20 protein-coding genes are annotated in these 18,666 nt (G+C 72.2%); 6 read left to right on the forward strand and 14 right to left on the reverse strand.

All coding sequences use genetic code 11. The features are described 5' to 3' along the window. Positions 1-16 precede the first annotated feature (16 nt). The 7 genes from kdpB to ACZ7MY_RS14250 all read right to left on the reverse strand — a co-directional run bounded on the left by kdpB (position 17) and on the right by ACZ7MY_RS14250 (position 6,126). On the reverse strand, positions 17-2,122 hold the full coding sequence (gene kdpB / locus ACZ7MY_RS14220; RefSeq protein ID WP_499601811.1) for a potassium-transporting ATPase subunit KdpB: 2,106 nt from the start codon (positions 2,120-2,122) through the stop codon (positions 17-19). 41 nt (positions 2,123-2,163) lie between these two features. Continuing rightward, complete coding sequence (gene kdpA / locus ACZ7MY_RS14225) at positions 2,164-3,825, reverse strand: potassium-transporting ATPase subunit KdpA (protein ID WP_499601812.1); 1,662 nt, start codon at positions 3,823-3,825, stop codon at positions 2,164-2,166. 9 nt (positions 3,826-3,834) lie between these two features. Beyond that, positions 3,835-3,924: a K(+)-transporting ATPase subunit F gene (gene kdpF, locus ACZ7MY_RS14230; protein ID WP_499601814.1), complete on the reverse strand. Its 90-nt coding sequence runs from the start codon at positions 3,922-3,924 to the stop codon at positions 3,835-3,837. Then, positions 3,921-4,091, reverse strand: a complete 171-nt coding sequence (locus ACZ7MY_RS14235; protein ID WP_499601816.1) for a hypothetical protein — start codon at positions 4,089-4,091, stop codon at positions 3,921-3,923. Before ACZ7MY_RS14235 ends, kdpF begins: the two co-directional genes overlap by 4 nt. Positions 4,092-4,224: 133 nt before the next feature. Next, complete coding sequence (locus ACZ7MY_RS14240) at positions 4,225-4,989, reverse strand: DUF3710 domain-containing protein (protein WP_499601817.1); 765 nt, start codon at positions 4,987-4,989, stop codon at positions 4,225-4,227. Between the two features lies 1 nt (position 4,990). After that, the gene (gene dut / locus ACZ7MY_RS14245) at positions 4,991-5,524 is read right to left on the reverse strand and encodes a dUTP diphosphatase (RefSeq protein ID WP_499601818.1); all 534 of its coding nucleotides are present in this window, start codon (positions 5,522-5,524) and stop codon (positions 4,991-4,993) included. Further along, positions 5,521-6,126: a PaaI family thioesterase gene (locus tag ACZ7MY_RS14250; RefSeq protein ID WP_499601820.1), complete on the reverse strand. Its 606-nt coding sequence runs from the start codon at positions 6,124-6,126 to the stop codon at positions 5,521-5,523. Before ACZ7MY_RS14250 ends, dut begins: the two co-directional genes overlap by 4 nt. A 105-nt stretch (positions 6,127-6,231) precedes the next feature. Here ACZ7MY_RS14250 and ACZ7MY_RS14255 point away from each other — a divergent pair, with 105 nt between their 5' ends. Together ACZ7MY_RS14255 and ACZ7MY_RS14260 are read left to right on the forward strand one after the other, a co-directional pair. After that, positions 6,232-7,116 carry an SDR family oxidoreductase gene (locus ACZ7MY_RS14255; protein WP_499601821.1) on the forward strand — a complete coding sequence of 295 codons (885 nt, stop codon included), beginning with the start codon at positions 6,232-6,234 and terminating at the stop codon, positions 7,114-7,116. A 26-nt stretch (positions 7,117-7,142) separates the two neighbouring features. Beyond that, positions 7,143-7,592 carry a DUF3093 domain-containing protein gene (locus ACZ7MY_RS14260; protein WP_499601823.1) on the forward strand — a complete coding sequence of 150 codons (450 nt, stop codon included), beginning with the start codon at positions 7,143-7,145 and terminating at the stop codon, positions 7,590-7,592. 34 nt (positions 7,593-7,626) lie between these two features. Here ACZ7MY_RS14260 and ACZ7MY_RS14265 read toward each other — a convergent pair whose 3' ends face one another. The 4 genes from ACZ7MY_RS14265 to ACZ7MY_RS14280 form a co-directional block, all read right to left on the reverse strand. Continuing rightward, complete coding sequence (locus ACZ7MY_RS14265; protein ID WP_499601824.1) at positions 7,627-8,373, reverse strand: hypothetical protein; 747 nt, start codon at positions 8,371-8,373, stop codon at positions 7,627-7,629. A gap of 14 nt (positions 8,374-8,387) precedes the next feature. After that, on the reverse strand, positions 8,388-8,687 hold the full coding sequence (locus ACZ7MY_RS14270; RefSeq protein ID WP_450393077.1) for a DUF4193 family protein: 300 nt from the start codon (positions 8,685-8,687) through the stop codon (positions 8,388-8,390). Between the two features lie 398 nt (positions 8,688-9,085). Then, a complete protein-coding gene (locus ACZ7MY_RS14275; RefSeq protein WP_499601825.1) occupies positions 9,086-10,255 on the reverse strand; it encodes a sensor histidine kinase in 1,170 nt (389 codons plus the stop codon). 99 nt (positions 10,256-10,354) lie between these two features. After that, on the reverse strand, positions 10,355-11,008 hold the full coding sequence (locus ACZ7MY_RS14280; RefSeq protein WP_499601826.1) for a response regulator transcription factor: 654 nt from the start codon (positions 11,006-11,008) through the stop codon (positions 10,355-10,357). A gap of 346 nt (positions 11,009-11,354) precedes the next feature. On the opposite strand from ACZ7MY_RS14280, the gene ACZ7MY_RS14285 reads away from it, so the two are divergent. Next, positions 11,355-11,528: a hypothetical protein gene (locus ACZ7MY_RS14285; protein ID WP_319132283.1), complete on the forward strand. Its 174-nt coding sequence runs from the start codon at positions 11,355-11,357 to the stop codon at positions 11,526-11,528. 127 nt (positions 11,529-11,655) lie between these two features. Here the strand turns inward: ACZ7MY_RS14285 and ACZ7MY_RS14290 are convergent, their stop codons facing one another. Next, entirely contained in the window at positions 11,656-12,456 is an 801-nt protein-coding gene (locus ACZ7MY_RS14290) for an inositol monophosphatase family protein (protein WP_499601827.1), read from the reverse strand. Positions 12,457-12,485: 29 nt separating this feature from the next. Further along, on the reverse strand, positions 12,486-13,616 hold the full coding sequence (locus tag ACZ7MY_RS14295; protein ID WP_499601828.1) for a ferrochelatase: 1,131 nt from the start codon (positions 13,614-13,616) through the stop codon (positions 12,486-12,488). Between the two features lie 137 nt (positions 13,617-13,753). Here ACZ7MY_RS14295 and ACZ7MY_RS14300 point away from each other — a divergent pair, with 137 nt between their 5' ends. The 3 genes from ACZ7MY_RS14300 to sepH all read left to right on the forward strand — a co-directional run bounded on the left by ACZ7MY_RS14300 (position 13,754) and on the right by sepH (position 17,697). After that, positions 13,754-15,001 (forward strand): MFS transporter, encoded by a 1,248-nt coding sequence (locus ACZ7MY_RS14300; protein WP_499601830.1) that lies wholly within the window; start codon positions 13,754-13,756, stop codon positions 14,999-15,001. Then, a complete protein-coding gene (locus ACZ7MY_RS14305; RefSeq protein WP_499601831.1) occupies positions 14,958-16,280 on the forward strand; it encodes a D-arabinono-1,4-lactone oxidase in 1,323 nt (440 codons plus the stop codon). Before ACZ7MY_RS14300 ends, ACZ7MY_RS14305 begins: the two co-directional genes overlap by 44 nt. 331 nt (positions 16,281-16,611) lie before the next feature. After that, positions 16,612-17,697, forward strand: a complete 1,086-nt coding sequence (gene sepH, locus ACZ7MY_RS14310; RefSeq protein ID WP_499601832.1) for a septation protein SepH — start codon at positions 16,612-16,614, stop codon at positions 17,695-17,697. A 92-nt stretch (positions 17,698-17,789) separates the two neighbouring features. Here sepH and ACZ7MY_RS14315 read toward each other — a convergent pair whose 3' ends face one another. After that, entirely contained in the window at positions 17,790-18,629 is an 840-nt protein-coding gene (locus tag ACZ7MY_RS14315) for a sulfurtransferase (RefSeq protein ID WP_499601833.1), read from the reverse strand. Positions 18,630-18,666: the final 37 nt, after the last annotated feature.

Here is an 18,666-nt window from a genome sequence, read left to right on the forward strand (position 1 = left end):
TTGTGCACGCCTCGCGTCAGTGGATGCCGGGGATCAGGGAGATGAGCATGTCGATCAGCTTGATGCCGAGGAACGGGGCGACCAGGCCGCCGAGTCCGTAGATCCCGAGGTTGCGGCGGAGCATCCGGCCCGCGCCGGTCGGCCGGTAGCGCACGCCGCGCAGCGCGAGCGGCACCAGGGCGACGATGATCAGCGCGTTGAAGACGACCGCGGACAGGATCGCCGACTGCGGCGAGGACAGCTGCATGATGTTGAGCCTGTCCAGGCCCGGGTACACGACCGCGAACATCGCGGGGATGATCGCGAAGTACTTCGCGACGTCGTTGGCGATGGAGAAGGTGGTCAGCGCGCCGCGGGTGATGAGCAGCTGCTTGCCGATCTCCACGATCTCGATCAGCTTGGTGGGGTCGGAGTCCAGGTCCACCATGTTCCCGGCCTCCTTGGCGGCCGAGGTGCCGGTGTTCATGGCCACGCCCACGTCGGCCTGGGCCAGCGCCGGGGCGTCGTTGGTGCCGTCACCGGTCATCGCGACGAGCTTGCCGCCCGCCTGCTCCCGCTTGATCAGCGCCATCTTGTCCTCGGGCGTCGCCTCCGCCAGGAAGTCGTCGACCCCCGCCTCGTCGGCGATCGCCTTGGCCGTCAGCGGGTTGTCACCCGTGATCATGACCGTACGGATGCCCATCCGCCGCAACTCGTCGAACCGCTCCCGCATACCCTCCTTGACGACGTCCTTGAGGTGGATCACGCCGAGCACCCGGGCGCCGTGCGCGTCCTTGACCGCGACGAGCAGCGGGGTGCCGCCGGCCGCGGCGATCGTGTCGACCGCGTGCTGTGCGTCGGGGACGACGGTGCCGCCGTGACCGGTGACCCAGGCGGCGATCGCGCCGGCCGCACCCTTGCGGACCTGGCGGCCGTCGGCGTCGACGCCGGACATGCGGGTCTGCGCCGTGAAGGGCACGAACTCGGCGTTGCCCAGCTCCCCTTCGCGACGCTCGCGCAGCCCGTACATCTCCTTGGCCAGGACGACCACGGAACGGCCCTCGGGCGTCTCGTCGGCCAGCGACGACAGCTGCGCGGCGTCGGCCAGCTCCGCCTCACCGGTCCCGCCGACCGGCACGAACTCCGCGGCCCGGCGGTTGCCGAGGGTGATGGTGCCGGTCTTGTCGAGCAGCAGCGTGGACACGTCTCCGGCGGCCTCGACGGCACGGCCGGACATGGCCAGCACGTTGCGCTGCACCAGGCGGTCCATGCCCGCGATGCCGATCGCCGACAGCAGGGCGCCGATCGTCGTCGGGATGAGGCAGACCAGCAGCGCCACGAGGACGATCAGCGACTGCCGGGCGCCCGCGTAGATGGCGAAGGGCTGCAGGGTGACGACGGCGAGCAGGAAGACGATGGTCAGCGAGGCCAGCAGGATGTTCAGCGCGATCTCGTTGGGCGTCTTCTGCCGGGCCGCGCCCTCCACCAGCGCGATCATCCGGTCGATGAAGGTCTCACCGGGCCTGGTCGTGATGCGCACGACGATCCGGTCCGACAGCACCTTCGTGCCACCCGTCACCGCGCTGCGGTCACCGCCGGACTCCCGGATGACCGGCGCCGACTCCCCCGTGATCGCCGACTCGTCGACCGAGGCGACCCCCTCGACGACGTCGCCGTCACCGGGGATGACGTCGCCCGCCTCGCAGACCACGCGGTCGCCGACGCGCAGCGCGGTGCCGGGCACGTGCTCCTCGGCGCCGTCCGTGAGCCGGCGGGCCACGGTGTCGGTCTTGGCCCGGCGCAGGGTGTCGGCCTGCGCCTTGCCGCGGCCCTCGGCGACGGCCTCCGCCAGGTTGGCGAAGACCACGGTGAGCCAGAGCCACGCGGTGATCGCCCAGCCGAACCAGTCGGCCGGGGAGAGCCCCGCCAGCACGGTGGTGAGCACCGAGCCGATCAGGACGACGAACATGACGGGCGACTTGACCATCACCCGGGGGTCGAGCTTGCGCAGTGCGTCCGGGAGGGACCGCAGCAGTTGCGCCGGGTCGAAGAGGCCGCCCGAGACACGGGCGCGGGGGCCCGCGTCCGGGGCGTGCGGTGCCGGTCCTCCCCCGGGAGCGCGCACGGGTGTGCCGGTGGACATGGTTTCCTCCGCGGGACGGGCGGCAGGGGTGGTCGTACGCCTCATGACAGGCCCTCCGCGAGCGGGCCGAGGGCGAGCGCCGGGAAGTACGTCAGGCCCGTGATGATCAGGATCGCGCCGACGAGCAGGCTCGCGAAGAGCGGTTTCTCGGTGCGCAGGGTGCCGGCGGTGGCGGGCACCGGCTGCTGGCGGGCGAGCGAGCCGGCGAGGGCCAGGACGAAGACCATCGGCACGAAGCGGCCGAGGAGCATCGCGAGGCCGAGCGTGGTGTTGTACCACCGCGTGTTGGCGCTCAGGCCCGCGAAGGCGGAGCCGTTGTTGTTGCCGGCGGAGGTGTAGGCGTACAGCACTTCGGAGAAGCCGTGCGGCCCGCTGTTGAGAATGGAGTGCGGCGGGGTCGGCAGGGCCATCGCCAGGGCCGTGAAGACCAGCACGACGGCGGGGGTGACCAGGATGTACAGGGCGGCGAGCTTGATCTCGCGGGTGCCGATCTTCTTGCCCAGGTACTCCGGGGTGCGGCCGACCATCAGGCCCGCGATGAACACCGCGATGATCGCCATGATCAGGATGCCGTAGAGGCCGGAGCCGACGCCGCCCGGGGCGATCTCGCCCAGCATCATCCCGAGCAGGGCGATGCCTCCGCCGAGACCGGTGAAGGACGAGTGGAAGGAGTCCACCGCGCCGGTCGAGGTCAAGGTGGTGCTCACCGCGAACAGCGACGACGCGCCCACGCCGAAGCGCTGCTCCTTGCCCTCCAGCGCGGCACCCGCGATCTGGTTCGCCGAGCCGGGGTGCACCGTCTCGACCCACGTCATCAGCGTCACGAAGCCGACCCAGATCAGCCCCATCGCGGCCAGGAGCGTGTAGCCCTGCTTCAGGTTGCCGGCCATCTTCCCGAAGGTGCGGGTCAGCGAGAACGGGATCACCAGGATCAGGAAGATCTCGAAGAGGTTGGTGAACGCGTCCGGGTTCTCGAAGGGGTGCGCGGAGTTGGCGTTGTAGAAGCCGCCGCCGTTGGTGCCGAGCTCCTTGATGGCCTCCTGGGAGGCCACCGCGCCGCCGGTCAGCGTCTGGTGCCCGCCGGCGAGGGTGGTGATCTCGTGCCAGCCGGCGAAGTTCTGGATCGCCCCGAAGCCCACCAGCACGATCGCGGCGACGAACGCCATGGGCAGCAGGATGCGGACGGTGCCGCGGACCATGTCGGTCCAGAAGTTGCCCAGCTCACCGGTCCGGGACCGGACGAAGCCGCGGACGAGCGCCACGGCCACGGCCATGCCGACCGCCGCCGAGACGAAGTTCTGCACGGCGAGGCCCGCGGTCTGGGCGACGTGGCCCATGGCGTTCTCGCCCATGTACGACTGCCAGTTCGTGTTGGTCACGAACGAGGCCGCGGTGTTGAACGCCTGGTCGGGGGTGATGGCCGCGAAGCCCAGGGACAGTGGGAGGTGGTTCTGCACCCGCAGCAGCAGGTAGAGGAACAGCACGCCCACGAAGGAGAAGGCCAGCACCGCCCTGAGGTAGGACGGCCAGCGCATCTCGGCGTCGGGGTCGGCGCCGAGACAGCGGTAGACCAGCCGCTCGACGCGCAGGTGCCGGTCGGAGGCGTAGACAGCGGCCATGTAGTCGCCGAGGGGTCGGTACACCAGGGCCAGGGCCACGACGAGGGCGGTGACCTGGAGCACGTCGGCGGTGACGGGGCCCATGGCCGTACCTCAGAACCTCTCGGGCCGCACGAGCGCCACGATCAGGTAGACCAGCAGGCCGGCGGCGACGACGAGACCGGTGATGTTCTCGGCGCTCACAGCTTCGCCACCCCCTTGGCGATGAGCGCGATCAGCGCGAAGACCGCGAGTGTGACGAGCAGGAAGGCCAGGTCGTCCATCGTGTGCTCCCAGCTCTTGACGGAACGTCGACCAAGCCCAGGAAACCTCCGTTCCCGCCGTGCGCGGACACCGTTGACGGCTTCCATACGGGCCCTTGCGGCGCCTTGACGGGCATTTGACGTTCACCCCCGTTGACCTGCGAAAACGCCCGTGGGCCGACCTGTTCTCACAGGTCGGCCCACGGGCGTCGGGCGTGGCCGGGGCGCTGGGCCCCCGGGCTCAGTGCACCTCGGTGATCTCCGGTCCGCGGCGCATGGGGTCGATGCCGTCCGAGAAGCGGCCGGCCTCTTCCTGGGCGATGCCCTCGGGCACCATCTGGGCGTCGTTGGGCAGCTTCAGCACGATCGGGTCGCGCGGTGCCATCGGCGACTCCCCGCGGACGACCACGGTGTCGCGGAAGATCTGCTCCAGCAGACCGGCGGTCTCGGGCTGGACGGCGCCCTGCCCGGAGATGACGCCCCGCAGGAACCAGCGCGGGCCGTCACAGCCGACGAAGCGCACGACCTGCACGCCGTTGGCGCCGTTGGGCAGCTGCACCGGGACCTGCGCGCGCAGTTCCCAGCCCAGCGGGCCCTCGACCTCGTCGACGATGCCGCCCTGCTTGGTGATGCCGGACGCGATCTCGTCGCGGACCTCGCCCCAGATGCCCTCCGACTTCGGGGCGGCGAAGCCCTGCAACTGGACGGCGCTCTCGCGCAGCACCACGGTCGCGGCGACGATGGACTCCCCGGCCACCTCGACGCGCAGTTCCATGCCCTGGACACCGGGCACGAAGAGGCCGCCCAGGTCGACCCGGCCCTCGGCCGGGTCCCTGACCTCGCTCACGTCCCACGGACCGTCCGGCCTGGGGGCGGGCGGAAGGTTGTACCGACGGGACTCCATGGAGTCGTCCGACTCCTCGGCGTCTTCGGCCAGCTCGTCAGGGCTCTCGGCCTCGAGCTCGTCGAGGGCGTCTCCGCGCTCCTTGCGACGACGACGGAACACGTCACTGTCCTTCCCGGTCAGCGATGACCGATGCGTATCCATTGCCGGACGGACCGACCGGCGAGCCATCCACCGCGGCATGACCCCCCGTGGAGCCGAAGCCCCCCGCCGCCCGTGCGGAGCCGGGCAGCTCCGCCACCTCGTGGAAGCGGACCCGCTCGACCTGCTGGACGACCAGTTGGGCGATCCGGTCCCCTTCTGCGAACCGTACGCTCTCGCGCGGGTCCAGGTTGACCACGATCACCTTGATCTCCCCACGGTACCCGGCATCAACCGTTCCCGGGGCATTCACGAGGGCCACTCCGCACCTCGCGGCGAGGCCCGAGCGGGGGTGCACGAAGGCGGCGTAGCCGTCCGGCAGCGCGATCGACACCCCCGTGGGCAGTACGGTGCGCTCGCCAGGGGCCAGTTCGGCCGCCTCGGTGGTGACGAGGTCGGCCCCGGCGTCGCCCGGGTGCCCGTACGAAGGAATCGGGACGCCCTCGTGCAAACGGTGGATGAGGACGTCGACCGGGGGGCGAGGACCGCCGGTCACGGGTTCACCTCGAAGGCGCGCGCGACCTTGACCTGGTCGGGGTCCGCCATCGCGGCGCGGATCTCCTCGGGGCGGCCGTTGTCGGTGAAGTGCTCCAGCTTGACCTCGATGAACAGCGCGTCCGCGCGGACCGCGACGGGGCCGTCCGGGCCGCCGATCCGGCCGACCGCGGTGGAGTAGATCTTGCGCCCGGCCACGGCGGTGCAGCGGGCCTCCAGGTGGAGGGTGGCGCCGACCGGCACGGGCTGCACGAAGTCGGTCTCGAGGCGGCCGGTCACGGCGATGGTGCGCAGCAGCCAGGCGAGTGAGCCGAGCGTCTCGTCGAGGGCCGTGGCCAGCACACCACCGTGCGCCAGGCCCGGCGCGCCCTGGTGGGCGGCCTGGACGGTGAACTCGGCGGTCACGCTGACGCCCTCCCCGGCCGTGGCCTCCAGGTGCAGGCCGTGCGGCTGCGCCCCGCCACAGCCGAAGCAGTGGTCGTAGTGCGCGCCCAGCGGTTCACCGGGGGCGGGGGCGTCGGGGTGCCGCTCCGGCGCGACGGCGTCGCGCGGCGGTGTCAGGCCCGGACGGTCCGGGCCTGCGTCGGTCGTAGCTCCACTCACGCGGGAGACCCTACCCTCCTGCGGGATCGTTTCCCGCCGCCCGGCCGTTGTCCTTCCGGCCCCGCGGCCCGCCCATCACCGGAGCACCCTCCCTTGGAGCACCACATGACCCCCAGGTCCGTCGTCGTCACAGGAGCCGGGTGCGGGATCGGCCTCGCCACCACCCTCGAACTGGCCCACGCCGGCTTCGACGTCATCGGGACGGTACGCAGCGAGGAGAAGGCGGAGGCGTTGCGGGAGGCGGTCGGGCGCACCGGCGCGTCGGTGCGCACCGTGCTGCTGGACGTCACGGACGCGACCTCCTCCGTCCGGGCGTTCACCGAGATCGCCACGATGACGGACGGCGGCCCCTGGGCGGTGGTGAACAACGCGGGGATCGCCCAGCCCGGTGCGATCGAGGACGTGGACGACGAGCAGGTGCGGCAGCAGCTGGAGACCAACCTGGTGGCCCCGGCGCGCATCGCCCGGCTGGTGCTGCCCACGATGCGGGCCCGGCGGGCGGGGCGGATCGTCAACATCTCGTCGATCTCCGGGCGGGTCTCGATGCCGCTGCTCGGCTGGTACTGCGCCAGCAAGCAGGGCCTGGAGGCGATGACGGACGCGCTGCGGATGGAGGCGGCCCCGTTCGGGGTCAAGGTCGTCCTGGTGGAGCCTGGCCCGTACGGCACGGACATCTGGCAGCGCGGCGCGAGCCGGCTGCCGCAGCGCCGCAACTCGGCCTACCGGCACCAGTACGAGGCCGCGGAGGAGATGATCAAGCGGGAGCTGCCCTCGCCGCGTCCGGTGGCGCGCACCGTCCTGAAGGCGCTCTCGGCGCCGCGTCCGCTCCCCCGCTACCTGGTGGGCACCGACGCCCGGTCCTCCGCGGTCCTGGACGCCGCCCTGCCGACGGCCGCGACCGACTGGGCCAAGCAGGTCGCCACGGGACTGCGGCGTCCCCCGCGCGCCGCGCACGCGCTCACGAGGCTGCGGTCCCGGGGCGGGCGCTGACAGGGCGGCATGACAAGCTGGGTGTCATGACCGTCATGAGCTATGAGGAGCGGCTGACCGCGCCGCGTTCGTGGTGGGGCCTCGCCGTCGGCGCGGGCGTCTCGCTGGCGCTGATCCTGCTGCCCCTCGGGCCCCTGGCGCTGCTCGGCGGGCTCGTCGGCGGCACGGCCGTCGGGGCGGCCCTGGTCAGCGCTTACGGCTCCCCGCGGCTGCGGGTGGTCGCCGGCTCGCTGGTGGCCGGGGACGCGAAGATCCCGGTGACGGCGCTCGGCGAGGCCACCGTGCTGGACCGGGACGAGGCGCTGGCCTGGCGGTCGCACAAGGCCGATCCGCGGGCCTTCATGCTGCTGCGCGCCTACGTGCCGACGGCGCTGAAGGTCGAGGTCAGCGACCCGGACGACCCGACGCCGTACCTGTACCTGTCGACCCGCTCCCCCGAGCGCCTGGCCGCGGCCCTGCGGGACGTGCGCGCCTGATCGCTCCGGCACGGGGCGCCCGGGGCCTGGCGGCTCAGCCGCCGGGCCCGAGGGCGGGCGGGGGTTCCTCCTCCGCGGACAGCAGGCCCCAGGGCACCTGGCGCAGGCGCAGGTCCTTGCGGATCTGTTCCGCGAGCTTCTTGGTGTCGCGCCGGTTCATCACGGCACCGACGGCCGCGCCGACCATGAACGGGGTCAGCGTCGGCAGGTTGCGCATGGTGCGCTTCAGCAGCTGCTGGCGCAGCTCCCGCTTCATCCTGCCGCCGAGGGCGATGTTCAGGGTGGACGGCTTGGAGAAGTCGATGCCGCGCCGCTCGGTCCACTCGGCCAGGTACATCATCGACCGCTGCCGCAGCGTGCCCGGGGCGCGCAGCCCGTAGACCTCGTGCAGTTCGGCGATGAGCTTGTACTCGACCAGGGCGACCCCGAGCGTCTCGGAGGCCAGCTCCGCCGGCATGGCCGGCGGGGTCGGCAGCATGGCGGCGGCGCCGATGCCGGCGCCGACCGTCGCGGTGCCCACCGTGGCGGCGTTCACCAGCTTGTCGGCCAGCTCCTCGGGCCCGAGCCCGGGGAACTGCCGGCGAAGCGTCTCCAGGTCCCGCACGGGGACCCTCGGGGCCGTCTCGACGAGCCCGTCGACGAAGGTGTTCAGCGCCGCCTTGGCGCGTGCCCGTGCCCGTGCGGCACGGCCGGGGGGACGGAACGGGACGGGATCGCCCGCCGGTCCCTCCGATGCGCCCGCGAGCGAGGCCTCATGGCCTCGCTCGTCGTCGCTCGCCACGGTCCGGCTGCCCGTCAGGCCGCGCAGTCGCGGCAGATCGGGTTGCCGTTCTTCTCCGTGGCCAGCTGGCTGCGGTGGTGCACGAGGAAGCAGCTCATGCAGGTGAACTCGTCCGCCTGCCGGGGCAGCACCCGGACCGACAGCTCCTCGTTGGAGAGGTCGGCTCCGGGCAGCTCCAGGGACTCGGCCTGGTCGTACTCGTCCACGTCGACCGTGGAGGTCGACTTGTCGTTCCGCCTGGCCTTCAGTTCCTCGATGCTGTCCTCGTTGACGTCATCGTCGGTCTTGCGTGGGGTGTCGTAATCAGTAGCCATGTATCGCTCTCCCCCTCTGGGTGTCTGCGGTGTCTCCAGCGCTCGTAACGCATGGGAGGCCGGTCTTGTGCCCGGCCCGAAGCGGAGATTTTGCCTTACATCAAGTGCCGTTACTCAATCGACACCCAACCGCACCCCCGAAGAGGTGATCCCATCCGCTGCCGGTGATGACCGGAAACGGCCCACTTGTCGCACCTTGCTCGCGCCTCCACGTGTACTTCCCGTGATCATGACCTGCGGAAACATGGATTTTTCCGGTCTTTTCCCGGAGGTCGCAATCACGCAGAGTACCCGAGGCCGGAATCGTATGTGTGATCGCTCACAGCATGCCCCCGAGGCGCGCAGACCGCAAAATTCAGCGCAAAGCGAACACGCCCCCGGGGGTGTCGTGTGACGGGTCACACGGGGATGACAACCCGCATGACCAGGCCACCTCCCTCGCGCGGGACCGCGGAGATCGTGCCTCCGTGGGCCCGGGCGACGGACTTGGCGATCGAGAGGCCAAGGCCCACGCCCTTGTCACTGCCGGTGCGCTCGGTGCCCAGCCGGCGGAAGGGCTCGAACAGGTTGTCGATCTCGTACGCGGGGACGACAGGTCCCGTGTTGGCGACCGTCAGGACCGCGGAGCCCGCTTCGACGCCCGTGGTGACCTCCACCCGGCCCGCCTCGGCGACGTTGTACCGGACCGCGTTCTGCACCAGGTTCAGCGCGATGCGCTCCAGCAGCACCCCGTTGCCCTGCACGACGGCCTCGCCCAGCGCGGCGCGCAGCTCCACGCCCTTGGCGTCGGCCTCGGCGCGGGTCTGTTCCAGCGCCTGGGTGGCCGCCTCAGCGAGGTCCACCGGCTTGCGGTCGACGATCTCGTTGTCGCTGCGGGCGAGCAGCAGCAGACCCTCCACCAGCTGTTCGCTGCGCGTGTTGGTGGCGAGCAGGTTCTTGCCCAGCTGCTCCATGTCCGGTGAGGCGTCGGGGTCGGCGAGCTGGACCTCCAGCAGCGTGCGGGTGATCGCCAGCGGCGTTCTCAGCTCGTGGGAGGCGTTGGAGACGAAGCGGCGCTGGGCGTCGAAGGACCGCTCCAGGCGCTCCAGCATGTCGTCGAAGGTGTCGGCGAGCTCCTTGAGCTCGTCGTCCGGGCCGGTCAGGTGGATCCGCTGGGTCAGGTCGGAGCTGACCACGCCGCGCGCGGTGCGGGTGATCCGGCCCAGCGGCGCCAGCACCCGGCCGGCCAGCAGGTAGCCGAAGGCGAAGGCGAGCACCGCGAGGCCGACGAGCGCGAAGAGGGAGCGCTTCAGCAGGACGTTCAGCGCGGTCTCGCGCTGCACGGCCAGGCAGTGGACGTAGGCCTTGTTGAAGGCGTCCGGGTTGGTCGGGCCGGTGGGCAGCTCCGGACACAGCCCGGTGAGCGACAGCCGGCCCGCCTCGACGTGGAACTGCGCCTCGGTGCCCTGGCGGATGGCCTGGGCGGCCAGCATGTAGATGATCCACAGCAGTATCACCCCGGCGATCAGGAACATGCCGCCGTAGAGCAGGGTGAGCCTTATCCGGATCGTGGGACGCAGCAGCGGCATCGGCCGGGCGGCCGGTTTCGGGTCCCAGGTGGGCCTGGGCGGGATGGCCTGCGACGTTGGCGGGGTCGTCGGCGACGACGAGGGCGCGGGCACGGCGGGTCAGATCCGGTATCCGGAGCCCGGGACGGTGACGATCACCGCGGGCTCGCCGAGCTTGCGGCGCAGGGTCATCACCGTGACCCGCACGACGTTGGTGAAGGGGTCGGTGTTCTCGTCCCAGGCCTTCTCCAGCAACTGCTCCGCGGAGACCACGGCCCCCTCGCTGCGCAGCAGCACCTCCAGCACCGCGAACTCCTTGGGCGCCAGCTGCACCTGCCGGCCTTCCCGGGTGACCTCGCGGCGGTTGGGGTCCAGCTTGATCCCGGAGCGCTCCAGCACGGGCGGCAGCGGCGCGGTCGTACGGCGCCCGAGGGCCCGTACGCGGGCGGTCAGCTCGGTGAAGGCGAAGGGCTTGGGGAGGTAGTCGTCGGCGCCCAGCTCCAGCCCCTCCACGCGGTCGCTGACGTCGCCGGCGGCGGTCAGCATCAGCACGCGGGCCGGCAGACCGAGTTCCACGAGCTTGCGGCACACGTCGTCCCCGTGGACGACCGGCAGGTCGCGGTCGAGGACCACGACGTCGTAGTCGTTGACCCCGATCCGCTCCAGGGCGGCACCGCCGTCGTAGACGACGTCGACGGCCATGGCCTCACGGCGCAGTCCGGTGGCTACCGCATCGGCGAGCAGTTGCTCGTCCTCGACGACCAGTACGCGCAAGGCGCTGTTCCTTCCCTAGGCACTTCTCGAAGAGCCGTGTCTCAAAGAGCCGTGCACGGCCCGCCCGCGCAGGCCGAACGCCCCTCCATCCTGCACCGGACGGCCGTAAAACAGGGGTAAGAGGACCCGGCGCCGAATTCTCCGCGTCCCGGAGGTTTCCCCTCCGGCGGGCCTGGGGAGGACGACTGCACACCCCCGATCACGCCCGCAGGGCGTCCGCAACTCCCGTGGCAATAGCCGCTGTGCGGTCCGAGGGGTCCCCCGACAAGACCTGTGCACGACCCCGCACATCGCACGAAGACGAATATCCCTGTGTCAACCCACGACGACGAGGGGGCGCCACCTGATGGACGCATTCACCACTGGAATCCTGCAGCGCATACACAGCACCGAATCCGACCTTCTGCGCGCCCGCGAGGACGGGGACGACTTCCTGGCCGAGGTCGAGGAGGCGGAACTGGCCGACCTGCGCCGCCTCGCCGCCGAGCACGGCGTCCAGGTGCTGCCCAAGATCGCCTGAGATCCCCCGGGCGGCACAGCCGAACGCCGCGCCCCGGACACCTGCACGGGTGCCGGGGCGTTCGCGTGCCCGCCGCCGGATCCGTGCCGGGCGGCGGGCCTTCGCGGGGAGGGGGCGGTGGCGGACCTCAGTCGTGCCAGGCGCCGAGTTCGTCGAGCCGCCGCTGCAGGGGCTCGAAGAGCCCCGGCGGGGCCGCGACGGTGAGCTCCGTGGACTCCGGCACTCCCGGACGGCCGCCGGTCAGGGCGCCGGCCTCGCGGGCGAACAGGGCGCCCGCCGCGTAGTCCCACGGGTTGAGGCCGCGCTCGTAGTAGGCGTTGAGGCGGCCGCAGCCCACGTCGCACAGGTCGATGGCGGCGGATCCGCCACGGCGGATGTCCCGCACCTGCGGCACCAGCTCGCGCAGTACCCTCGCTTGGCCCTCCCGGCGCTCCTTCAGGTAGCCGAAGCCGGTGCCGACCAGCGCCTGGTCGAGCGGCGGCGCCGGGCGGACGGCCGCCTGCCGGTCGTTGACCCAGGCGCCCCGCCCCAGCACCGCGCGGTAGCTCTCGGCGCGCATCGGGGCCTCGACGACCCCGACGAGCGTCTCGCCGTCCAGCTCGGCCGCGATGCTCACGGCCCACGACGGCAGGCCGTACAGGTAGTTCACGGTGCCGTCCAGCGGGTCGATCACCCACCGGACGCCGCTGCTGCCCGGGACGCTGACGCCCTCCTCGCCGAGGAGGCCGTCGTCGGGGCGGCGCTCGGTGATGAAGGAGGCGATCAGCTTCTCCGCGGCGATGTCCATCTCGGTGACGACGTCGATGGGGCTGCTCTTGGTGGCGGCCACGCCGAGGTCGGCGGGCCGGCCGTCGCGCAGCAGCTCACCGGCCCTGCGGGCGGCCTCGAGGGCCACGGCCAGGAGTTCGTCCTTGAGGTGGTCGGTCACGGCACTCCTCGTGCGTTCGGGTCGGTCGGTCACTCGGCGCCGGCGGCTGCGGGCCGGGGGCTGCGCGCCGGGCAGCAGCCCACCGGGCACACGTCGTGGCTGGGCCCGAGGGCGCCCAGCGCGCAGCGCTCGGGGGCCAGGCCCCGCTCGGTGGCGGCGCGCTCCAGCACCAGCTCGCGGACGGCGGCGGCGAACCGCGGGTCGGCGCCCACGGTGGCGGCGCGGGCGACGGGCAGGCCCAGTTCCGCGGCCTTGGCGGTCGCCTCGGTGTCGAGGTCGTACCTGACCTCCATGTGGTCGGAGACGAAGCCGATCGGCACCATGACGGCGGCCGGGACGCCGGAGGCGTGCAGCTCCTCCAGGTGGTCGCAGATGTCGGGCTCCAGCCACGGGATGTGCGGGGCGCCGCTGCGGGACTGGTAGACGAGCTTCCACGGGCGGTCGGTGCCGGTGGCCTCGCGCACCGCGTCGGCGATCACCCGGGCCGTGTCGAGGTGCTCGGCGACGTAGGCGCCGCCGGCTCCGTCCCGGGTGTGGTCCTCGGGCCGGCCGGAGGTGTCGGCGGCCGCGGTGGGGATCGAATGGGTGGTGAACGCCAGGTGCGCCCCGTCGCGGACGTCCTCGGGCAGCGTGGCGAGCGCGGTTAGCACCGCATCGGCCATGGGCCGGACGAAGCCGGGGTGGTTGAAGTAGTGCCGCAGCTTGTCCACGCGGGGCACCTCACGGCCCTCGGCCTCCAGGGCGGCCAGGGAGTCGGCGAGGTTCTCGCGGTACTGCCGGCAGCCCGAGTACGAGGCGTACGCGCTGGTGGCCAGGACCAGCACCCTGCGGTGGCCGTCCCCGGCCAGCTCTCGCAGGGTGTCGGTCAGGTAGGGCGCCCAGTTGCGGTTGCCCCAGTAGACCGGCAGGTCGAGGCCGTGCTCGGCGAAGTCCTTGCGCAGCGCCTGCAGCAGTTCGCGGTTCTGCGCGTTGATCGGACTGACCCCGCCGAACAGGAAGTAGTGCTGCCCCACCTCCTTCAGGCGCTCGCGGGGGATGCCACGGCCGCGCGTGACGTTCTCCAGGAAGGGGACGACGTCGTCGGGCCCCTCGGGGCCCCCGAAGGACAGCAGGAGCAGTGCGTCGTACGGAGCGGCGCCGGCCTCGGTGTGATCGGACATGTTCCGATCCTGCCACCCGGCGGTGACGGCAGGGGAACCGGCGAAAACCGCTTGCGCTCCCTTTGTAAGCTGTGTGGGGCAGTCACATTCCTTACTCCCGCCCCTTGAGACGTCGGCGACGAAGCCGTGGAGCGCCTGTGTCCAGTCCCTATCGCGCGATCTTCTCCACTCCCGGGACCAGGGGTTTCTCGGCGGCGGGTTTCATCGGCCGGATGCCGCTGTCCATGCTCGGCATCGGCATCGTGACGATGATGTCCCAGGTCACCGGCCGCTACGGGATCGCGGGCGGGCTCGCCGCCACCCTGGCGCTTGCCGCGGCGGCGCTGGGCCCCCAGGTGTCCCGCCTGGTCGACCGCTACGGCCAGCGCCGGGTGCTGCGCCCGGCCACCGCGGTCACGGTGCTGGCGGTGGCGGCGCTGCTGGTGTGCGTACGAGCCGGGGCCCCGGACTGGACGCTCTTCGTGTGCGTCGCGCTGGCGGGGACGACGCCGAGCCTGGGCGCCATGGTCCGGGCGCGCTGGGCCATGATCCACCGGGGATCGCCAGCGCTGCTGCACACCGCCTACTCCTTCGAGTCCGTCGTCGACGAGGTCTGCTTCATCGTGGGCCCGATCCTGTCGATCGGGCTGTGCACGATCTGGTTCCCGGAGGCGGGGCCGCTGCTGGCGGTGCTCTTCCTGGCGGCCGGGGCGTGGCTGCTGACCGCGCAGCGCGCCACCGAGCCGGCGCCGCATCCGCGCGAGCAGCACACCCCGGGCTCCGCGCTGCGCTCCCGCGGGCTGCAGGTCCTCGTGCTGATCTTCGTCGCGACCGGGGCGATCTTCGGCGCCGTGGACGTGACCACCGTGGCCTTCGCCGAGGAGCAGGGCCACAAGGCCGCGGCGAGCGTGGTGCTGGCGGTGTACGCGGCGGGTTCCTGCCTCGCGGGGGTGCTTTTCGGCCTGATGAAGCCGGCCGGAACGGCCTCCCGCCGCTTCCTGCTGGGCGTGGCGGCCATGGGCGTGAGTATGATCCCGCCACTACTGGTCGGGAACTTGCCGTTCCTGGCCGTGGCGCTGTTCGTCGCGGGCCTGTCCATCGCACCGACGATGGTCACCACCATGGCCCTCGTCGAGCAGTTGGTACCGCGCGCGAAGCTGACCGAGGGCATGACGTGGACGAGCACGGGACTCGCGGTCGGCGTGGCGCTGGGCGCCTCTCTGGCCGGGTGGGTGATCGACGCGGCGGGGGCCCGGGCCGCGTTCGCGGTACCCGCCTCCGCCGCGGCGCTCGCCGTGGTGGCGGCCTTCCTGGGGTACCGCCGGCTGGAGCCGGCGCCGGAGCTGGAGGGGACGCGTGCGCATGGCTACGACGAACAGAACCACCGGGAAGACCACATGGCGTAACTGGGCGGGCAACGTACGGGCCCTGCCCGCGCGGACCGAGTCGCCCGCCTCGGCCGACGAACTGGCGGCCGCGCTCCGCAGGGCGGCCGCCGACGGGCTCCCCGCCAAGGCCGTGGGCACCGGGCACTCCTTCACCTCGACGGCGGCGACCTCGGGCGTGCTGATCCGGCCCGAGCGGATGACCGCGGTGCGGGGCATCGACCGCGAGGCCGGCACGATCACGGTGGAGGCGGGCGTCCAGCTCAAGCACCTCAACGCGATGCTCGCCGCCGAGGGCCTGTCGCTGACGAACATGGGCGACATCATGGAGCAGACGGCGGCCGGCGCGACCAGCACCGGCACGCACGGCACGGGCCGTGACTCGGGCTCCATAGCCGCCCAGATCACGGCGCTGGAGCTGGTGCTCGCCGACGGATCACTGCTCACCTGCTCGGCGCAGGAGAACCCCGAGGTGTTCGCCGCCGCCCGGATCGGGCTCGGCGCGCTCGGCGTGGTCAGCGCGATCACCTTCGCGGTGGAACCGCTCTTCCTGCTCACCGCGCGGGAGGAGCCCATGCGCTTCGACCGGGTGGTCGCCGAGTTCGACCAACTGGTCGAGGAGAACGAGCACTTCGAGTTCTACTGGTTCCCGCACACCGACGGCTGCAACACCAAGCGGAACAACCGCAGCCAGGGTCCCGCGGCACCGGTCCCCGGGGTACGCGGCTGGATCGACGACGAGTTGCTCTCCAACGGGGTCTTCCAGGCGGCCTGCGCCGTGGGCCGGGCGGCCCCCTCCCTCATCCCGGGCATCGCGCAGGTCTCCAGCCGGGCGCTGTCGGCCCGCAGCTACACCGACGTCCCGTACAAGGTGTTCACCCACCCGCGACGTGTGCGTTTCGTGGAGATGGAGTACGCGGTGCCGCGCGAGGCCGCGGCGGAGGTGCTGCGCGAACTCAAGTCGATGGTGGAGTCCTCGGGCTTCAGGATCAGCTTCCCCGTGGAGGTGCGGGTCGCCCCGGCGGACGACATCGCCCTGTCGACGGCCTCGGGCCGGGACACCGCCTACGTCGCGGTGCACATGTACCGCGGCAGCCGGTACCAGGAGTACTTCACGGCGGTCGAGCAGATCATGACCGACCATCAGGGGCGGCCGCACTGGGGGAAGATCCACACCCGGGACGCGGACTACTTCGCGAAGGCATACCCCCGCTTCGCGGAGTTCACCGCCCTGCGCGACCGGCTCGACCCGGACCGGTTGTTCCGGAACGACTACCTGCGGCGGGTGCTGGGCGAATAGTTCCACTTGTGGGGTTTTTGTAAAGATCCCGCCCCAACTCCCTTGGCGTGCGCGAAGTTCGACGGCGCGGCGCCCCACCGACGTGGCCCAAATGGAGTACTGTGACAAATCCTGGCTCCGGGGGGAGACGGCGCACTCGTCCCGGGGTGCCGTCGATCGAACCGGAGACACGTGACGCCGAGTGGTTCGTTCGGTCACTCAGCGTTGCAAATAGGTAACCGTGCCATAACGGCGCGTCACGGCACATGCCCGACACGCCGGGAAACTCAGCAAGGTTGTGGCAGGCTGCACCCGGGCAGGTCACACTCGTCCATCGGGAGCAGCGACGCACGTGACGTCGGCAGGCACCACCCGGGAGGTAACCGTGCCCGAACTGCGTGTCGTGGCTGTCAGCAACGACGGCACACGACTGGTGCTCAAGGCTGCCGACAGCACGGAGTACACCCTTCCGATCGACGAACGCCTGCGTGCCGCCATCCGCAACGACCGCGCGCGGCTCGGCCAGATCGAGATCGAGGTCGAGAGCCATCTGCGCCCGCGCGACATCCAGGCGCGGATACGAGCCGGTGCCACCGCGGAGGAGGTCGCCCAGCTCGCCGGGATCCCGGTGGAACGCGTCCGGCGCTTCGAGGGCCCCGTCCTCGCGGAGCGCGCCTTCATGGCCGAGCGGGCCCGCAAGACCGCGGTGCGGCGGCAGGGCGAGAGCACCGGTCCGCAGCTCGGTGAGGCCGTCGCCGAACGGCTGCTGCTGCGCGGCGCCGAGAAGGACAGCGTCCTGTGGGACTCCTGGCGCCGCGACGACGGCACCTGGGAGGTGCTCCTCGTCTACCGGGTGGCCGGTGAGCCGCATTCGGCGAGCTGGACGTACGACCCGCCGCGCCGGCTCGTGCAGGCCGTGGACGACGAGGCGCGCGCCCTCATCGGGGAGACCACCCAGGAGCCCGCGCAGGAGCCGAGCTACCCCTTCGTCCCGCGGATCGCACGGCTGCCGCGCGACCGCGCGCTGGACCGGCCCGAGCGGGCCGAACGCACGGCCGAGGAGCGGGCGGAGGAGGAGCGCGACTCCCTGACCAGCCTCCTGGAGGCGGTCCCCAGCTTCCGCGGCGACATGGTGGTGCCCGCCCAGGCGGGCCCGCCCTCCACCACGCCCGACACGCCGGCCGCGGCGTCGGTCGCGGAGGACGCCCCCGAGGCGCCCGCCGAGGAGGAGGCACCGCCGGCCCCCGCCGCGAGCGCCGGCGCGGGCTCCGCGTACGCCGACGTCCTGATGCCGCGTTCGGTCGGCGCCCACCGCGACCGGCTGGTCGGGTCCACCGACCGCCAGGCCGAGGCGGACGGGGTGCGGCCGGGGCGGCGGGCGACGGTACCGAGCTGGGACGAGATCGTCTTCGGGAGCCGGCGCAAGAAGCAGGACTGACCGGGGCACGGCGCCCCGCAGGGGGTGCCCCGGTATCGTCCTCCGCGCCGTCCTCACGCCCTCCTCCGGACGGGCCGGGCGCCGGCGCCGCGTCAGCCCGGTTGCGGCCCGGTCGCGACGTCGCGGCCCGCCGTGGACCACTCGCTCCAGGAACCGACGTAGAGCGCCGCGGGGATGCCGGCGATCGCCAGGGCCAGCACCTCGTGGGCGCCGGAGACACCGGAGCCGCAGTAGACCCCGACCTCGGTCTCCGGCGTGGCGCCGGCCTCGCCGAAGCGCGCCGCCAGTTCGCCGGCGGCGCGGAAGACACCGGTGCCCGGGACGACGTTCTCCGTGGTCGGGGCGTTGACCGCGCCGGGGATGTGACCGGCGACGGGGTCGATGGGCTCGGTGTCGCCCCGGTAGCGCTCCGCCGCCCGGGCGTCCAGCAGGACACCGCGGCGGGCCAGCGCCGCCGCCTCGTCGGCGGTCAGCACGGCGAGCGCGCCCGGCGTGGCGGTGAAGTCGCCCTCCTCGTCGGCGGGGACGTCCGTCTCCAGGGGCAGCCCCGCCGCCGTCCACGCCGCGAGCCCGCCGTCCAGGACGCGCACCCGCTCGTGGCCGGCCCACCGCAGCAGCCACCACGCGCGCGCCGCGCCCCAGCCGAGTCCCCCGTCGTAGACCACCACGTCGCGGTCCGGGCCGACGCCGGCGCGGCGCATGGCGGCGGTGAACACCGCGAGGTCCGGCAGGGGATGGCGGCCGGCCGCGCCGGGCGTCCCGGCGAGCTCGGTGTCCAGGTCGACGTAGTGCGCGCCGGGCAGGTGACCGGCCTCGTAGGCGGGACGGCCGGGCGGGCCGCCCAGTTGCCAGCGGACGTCCAGAAGGACGGCGCCTCCCGGGGAGCCCTTCGGCAATGCGGCCAATTCGGTTACGGTAATGACAGGATGCATAAGCCCATTGTGGTCACCCGGCGCGGGAAACCCGCGG

Source organism: Streptomyces sp. NPDC111520 (assembly GCF_055635295.1).

Bases quoted from the DNA above. Each gene is read 5' to 3' on its own strand.
- kdpB (WP_499601811.1), bottom strand. From the start codon at position 2,122: ATGTCCACCGGCACACCCGTGCGCGCTCCCGGGGGAGGACCGGCACCG.
- kdpA (WP_499601812.1), bottom strand. From the start codon at position 3,825: ATGGGCCCCGTCACCGCCGACGTGCTCCAGGTCACCGCCCTCGTCGTG.
- ACZ7MY_RS14235 (WP_499601816.1), bottom strand. From the start codon at position 4,091: ATGGAAGCCGTCAACGGTGTCCGCGCACGGCGGGAACGGAGGTTTCCT.
- ACZ7MY_RS14255 (WP_499601821.1), top strand. From the start codon at position 6,232: ATGACCCCCAGGTCCGTCGTCGTCACAGGAGCCGGGTGCGGGATCGGC.
- ACZ7MY_RS14260 (WP_499601823.1), top strand. From the start codon at position 7,143: ATGACCGTCATGAGCTATGAGGAGCGGCTGACCGCGCCGCGTTCGTGG.
- ACZ7MY_RS14270 (WP_450393077.1), bottom strand. From the start codon at position 8,687: ATGGCTACTGATTACGACACCCCACGCAAGACCGACGATGACGTCAAC.
- ACZ7MY_RS14275 (WP_499601825.1), bottom strand. From the start codon at position 10,255: ATGCCGCTGCTGCGTCCCACGATCCGGATAAGGCTCACCCTGCTCTAC.
- ACZ7MY_RS14285 (WP_319132283.1), top strand. From the start codon at position 11,355: ATGGACGCATTCACCACTGGAATCCTGCAGCGCATACACAGCACCGAA.
- ACZ7MY_RS14295 (WP_499601828.1), bottom strand. From the start codon at position 13,616: ATGTCCGATCACACCGAGGCCGGCGCCGCTCCGTACGACGCACTGCTC.
- ACZ7MY_RS14305 (WP_499601831.1), top strand. From the start codon at position 14,958: ATGGCTACGACGAACAGAACCACCGGGAAGACCACATGGCGTAACTGG.
- ACZ7MY_RS14315 (WP_499601833.1), bottom strand. From the start codon at position 18,629: ATGCATCCTGTCATTACCGTAACCGAATTGGCCGCATTGCCGAAGGGC.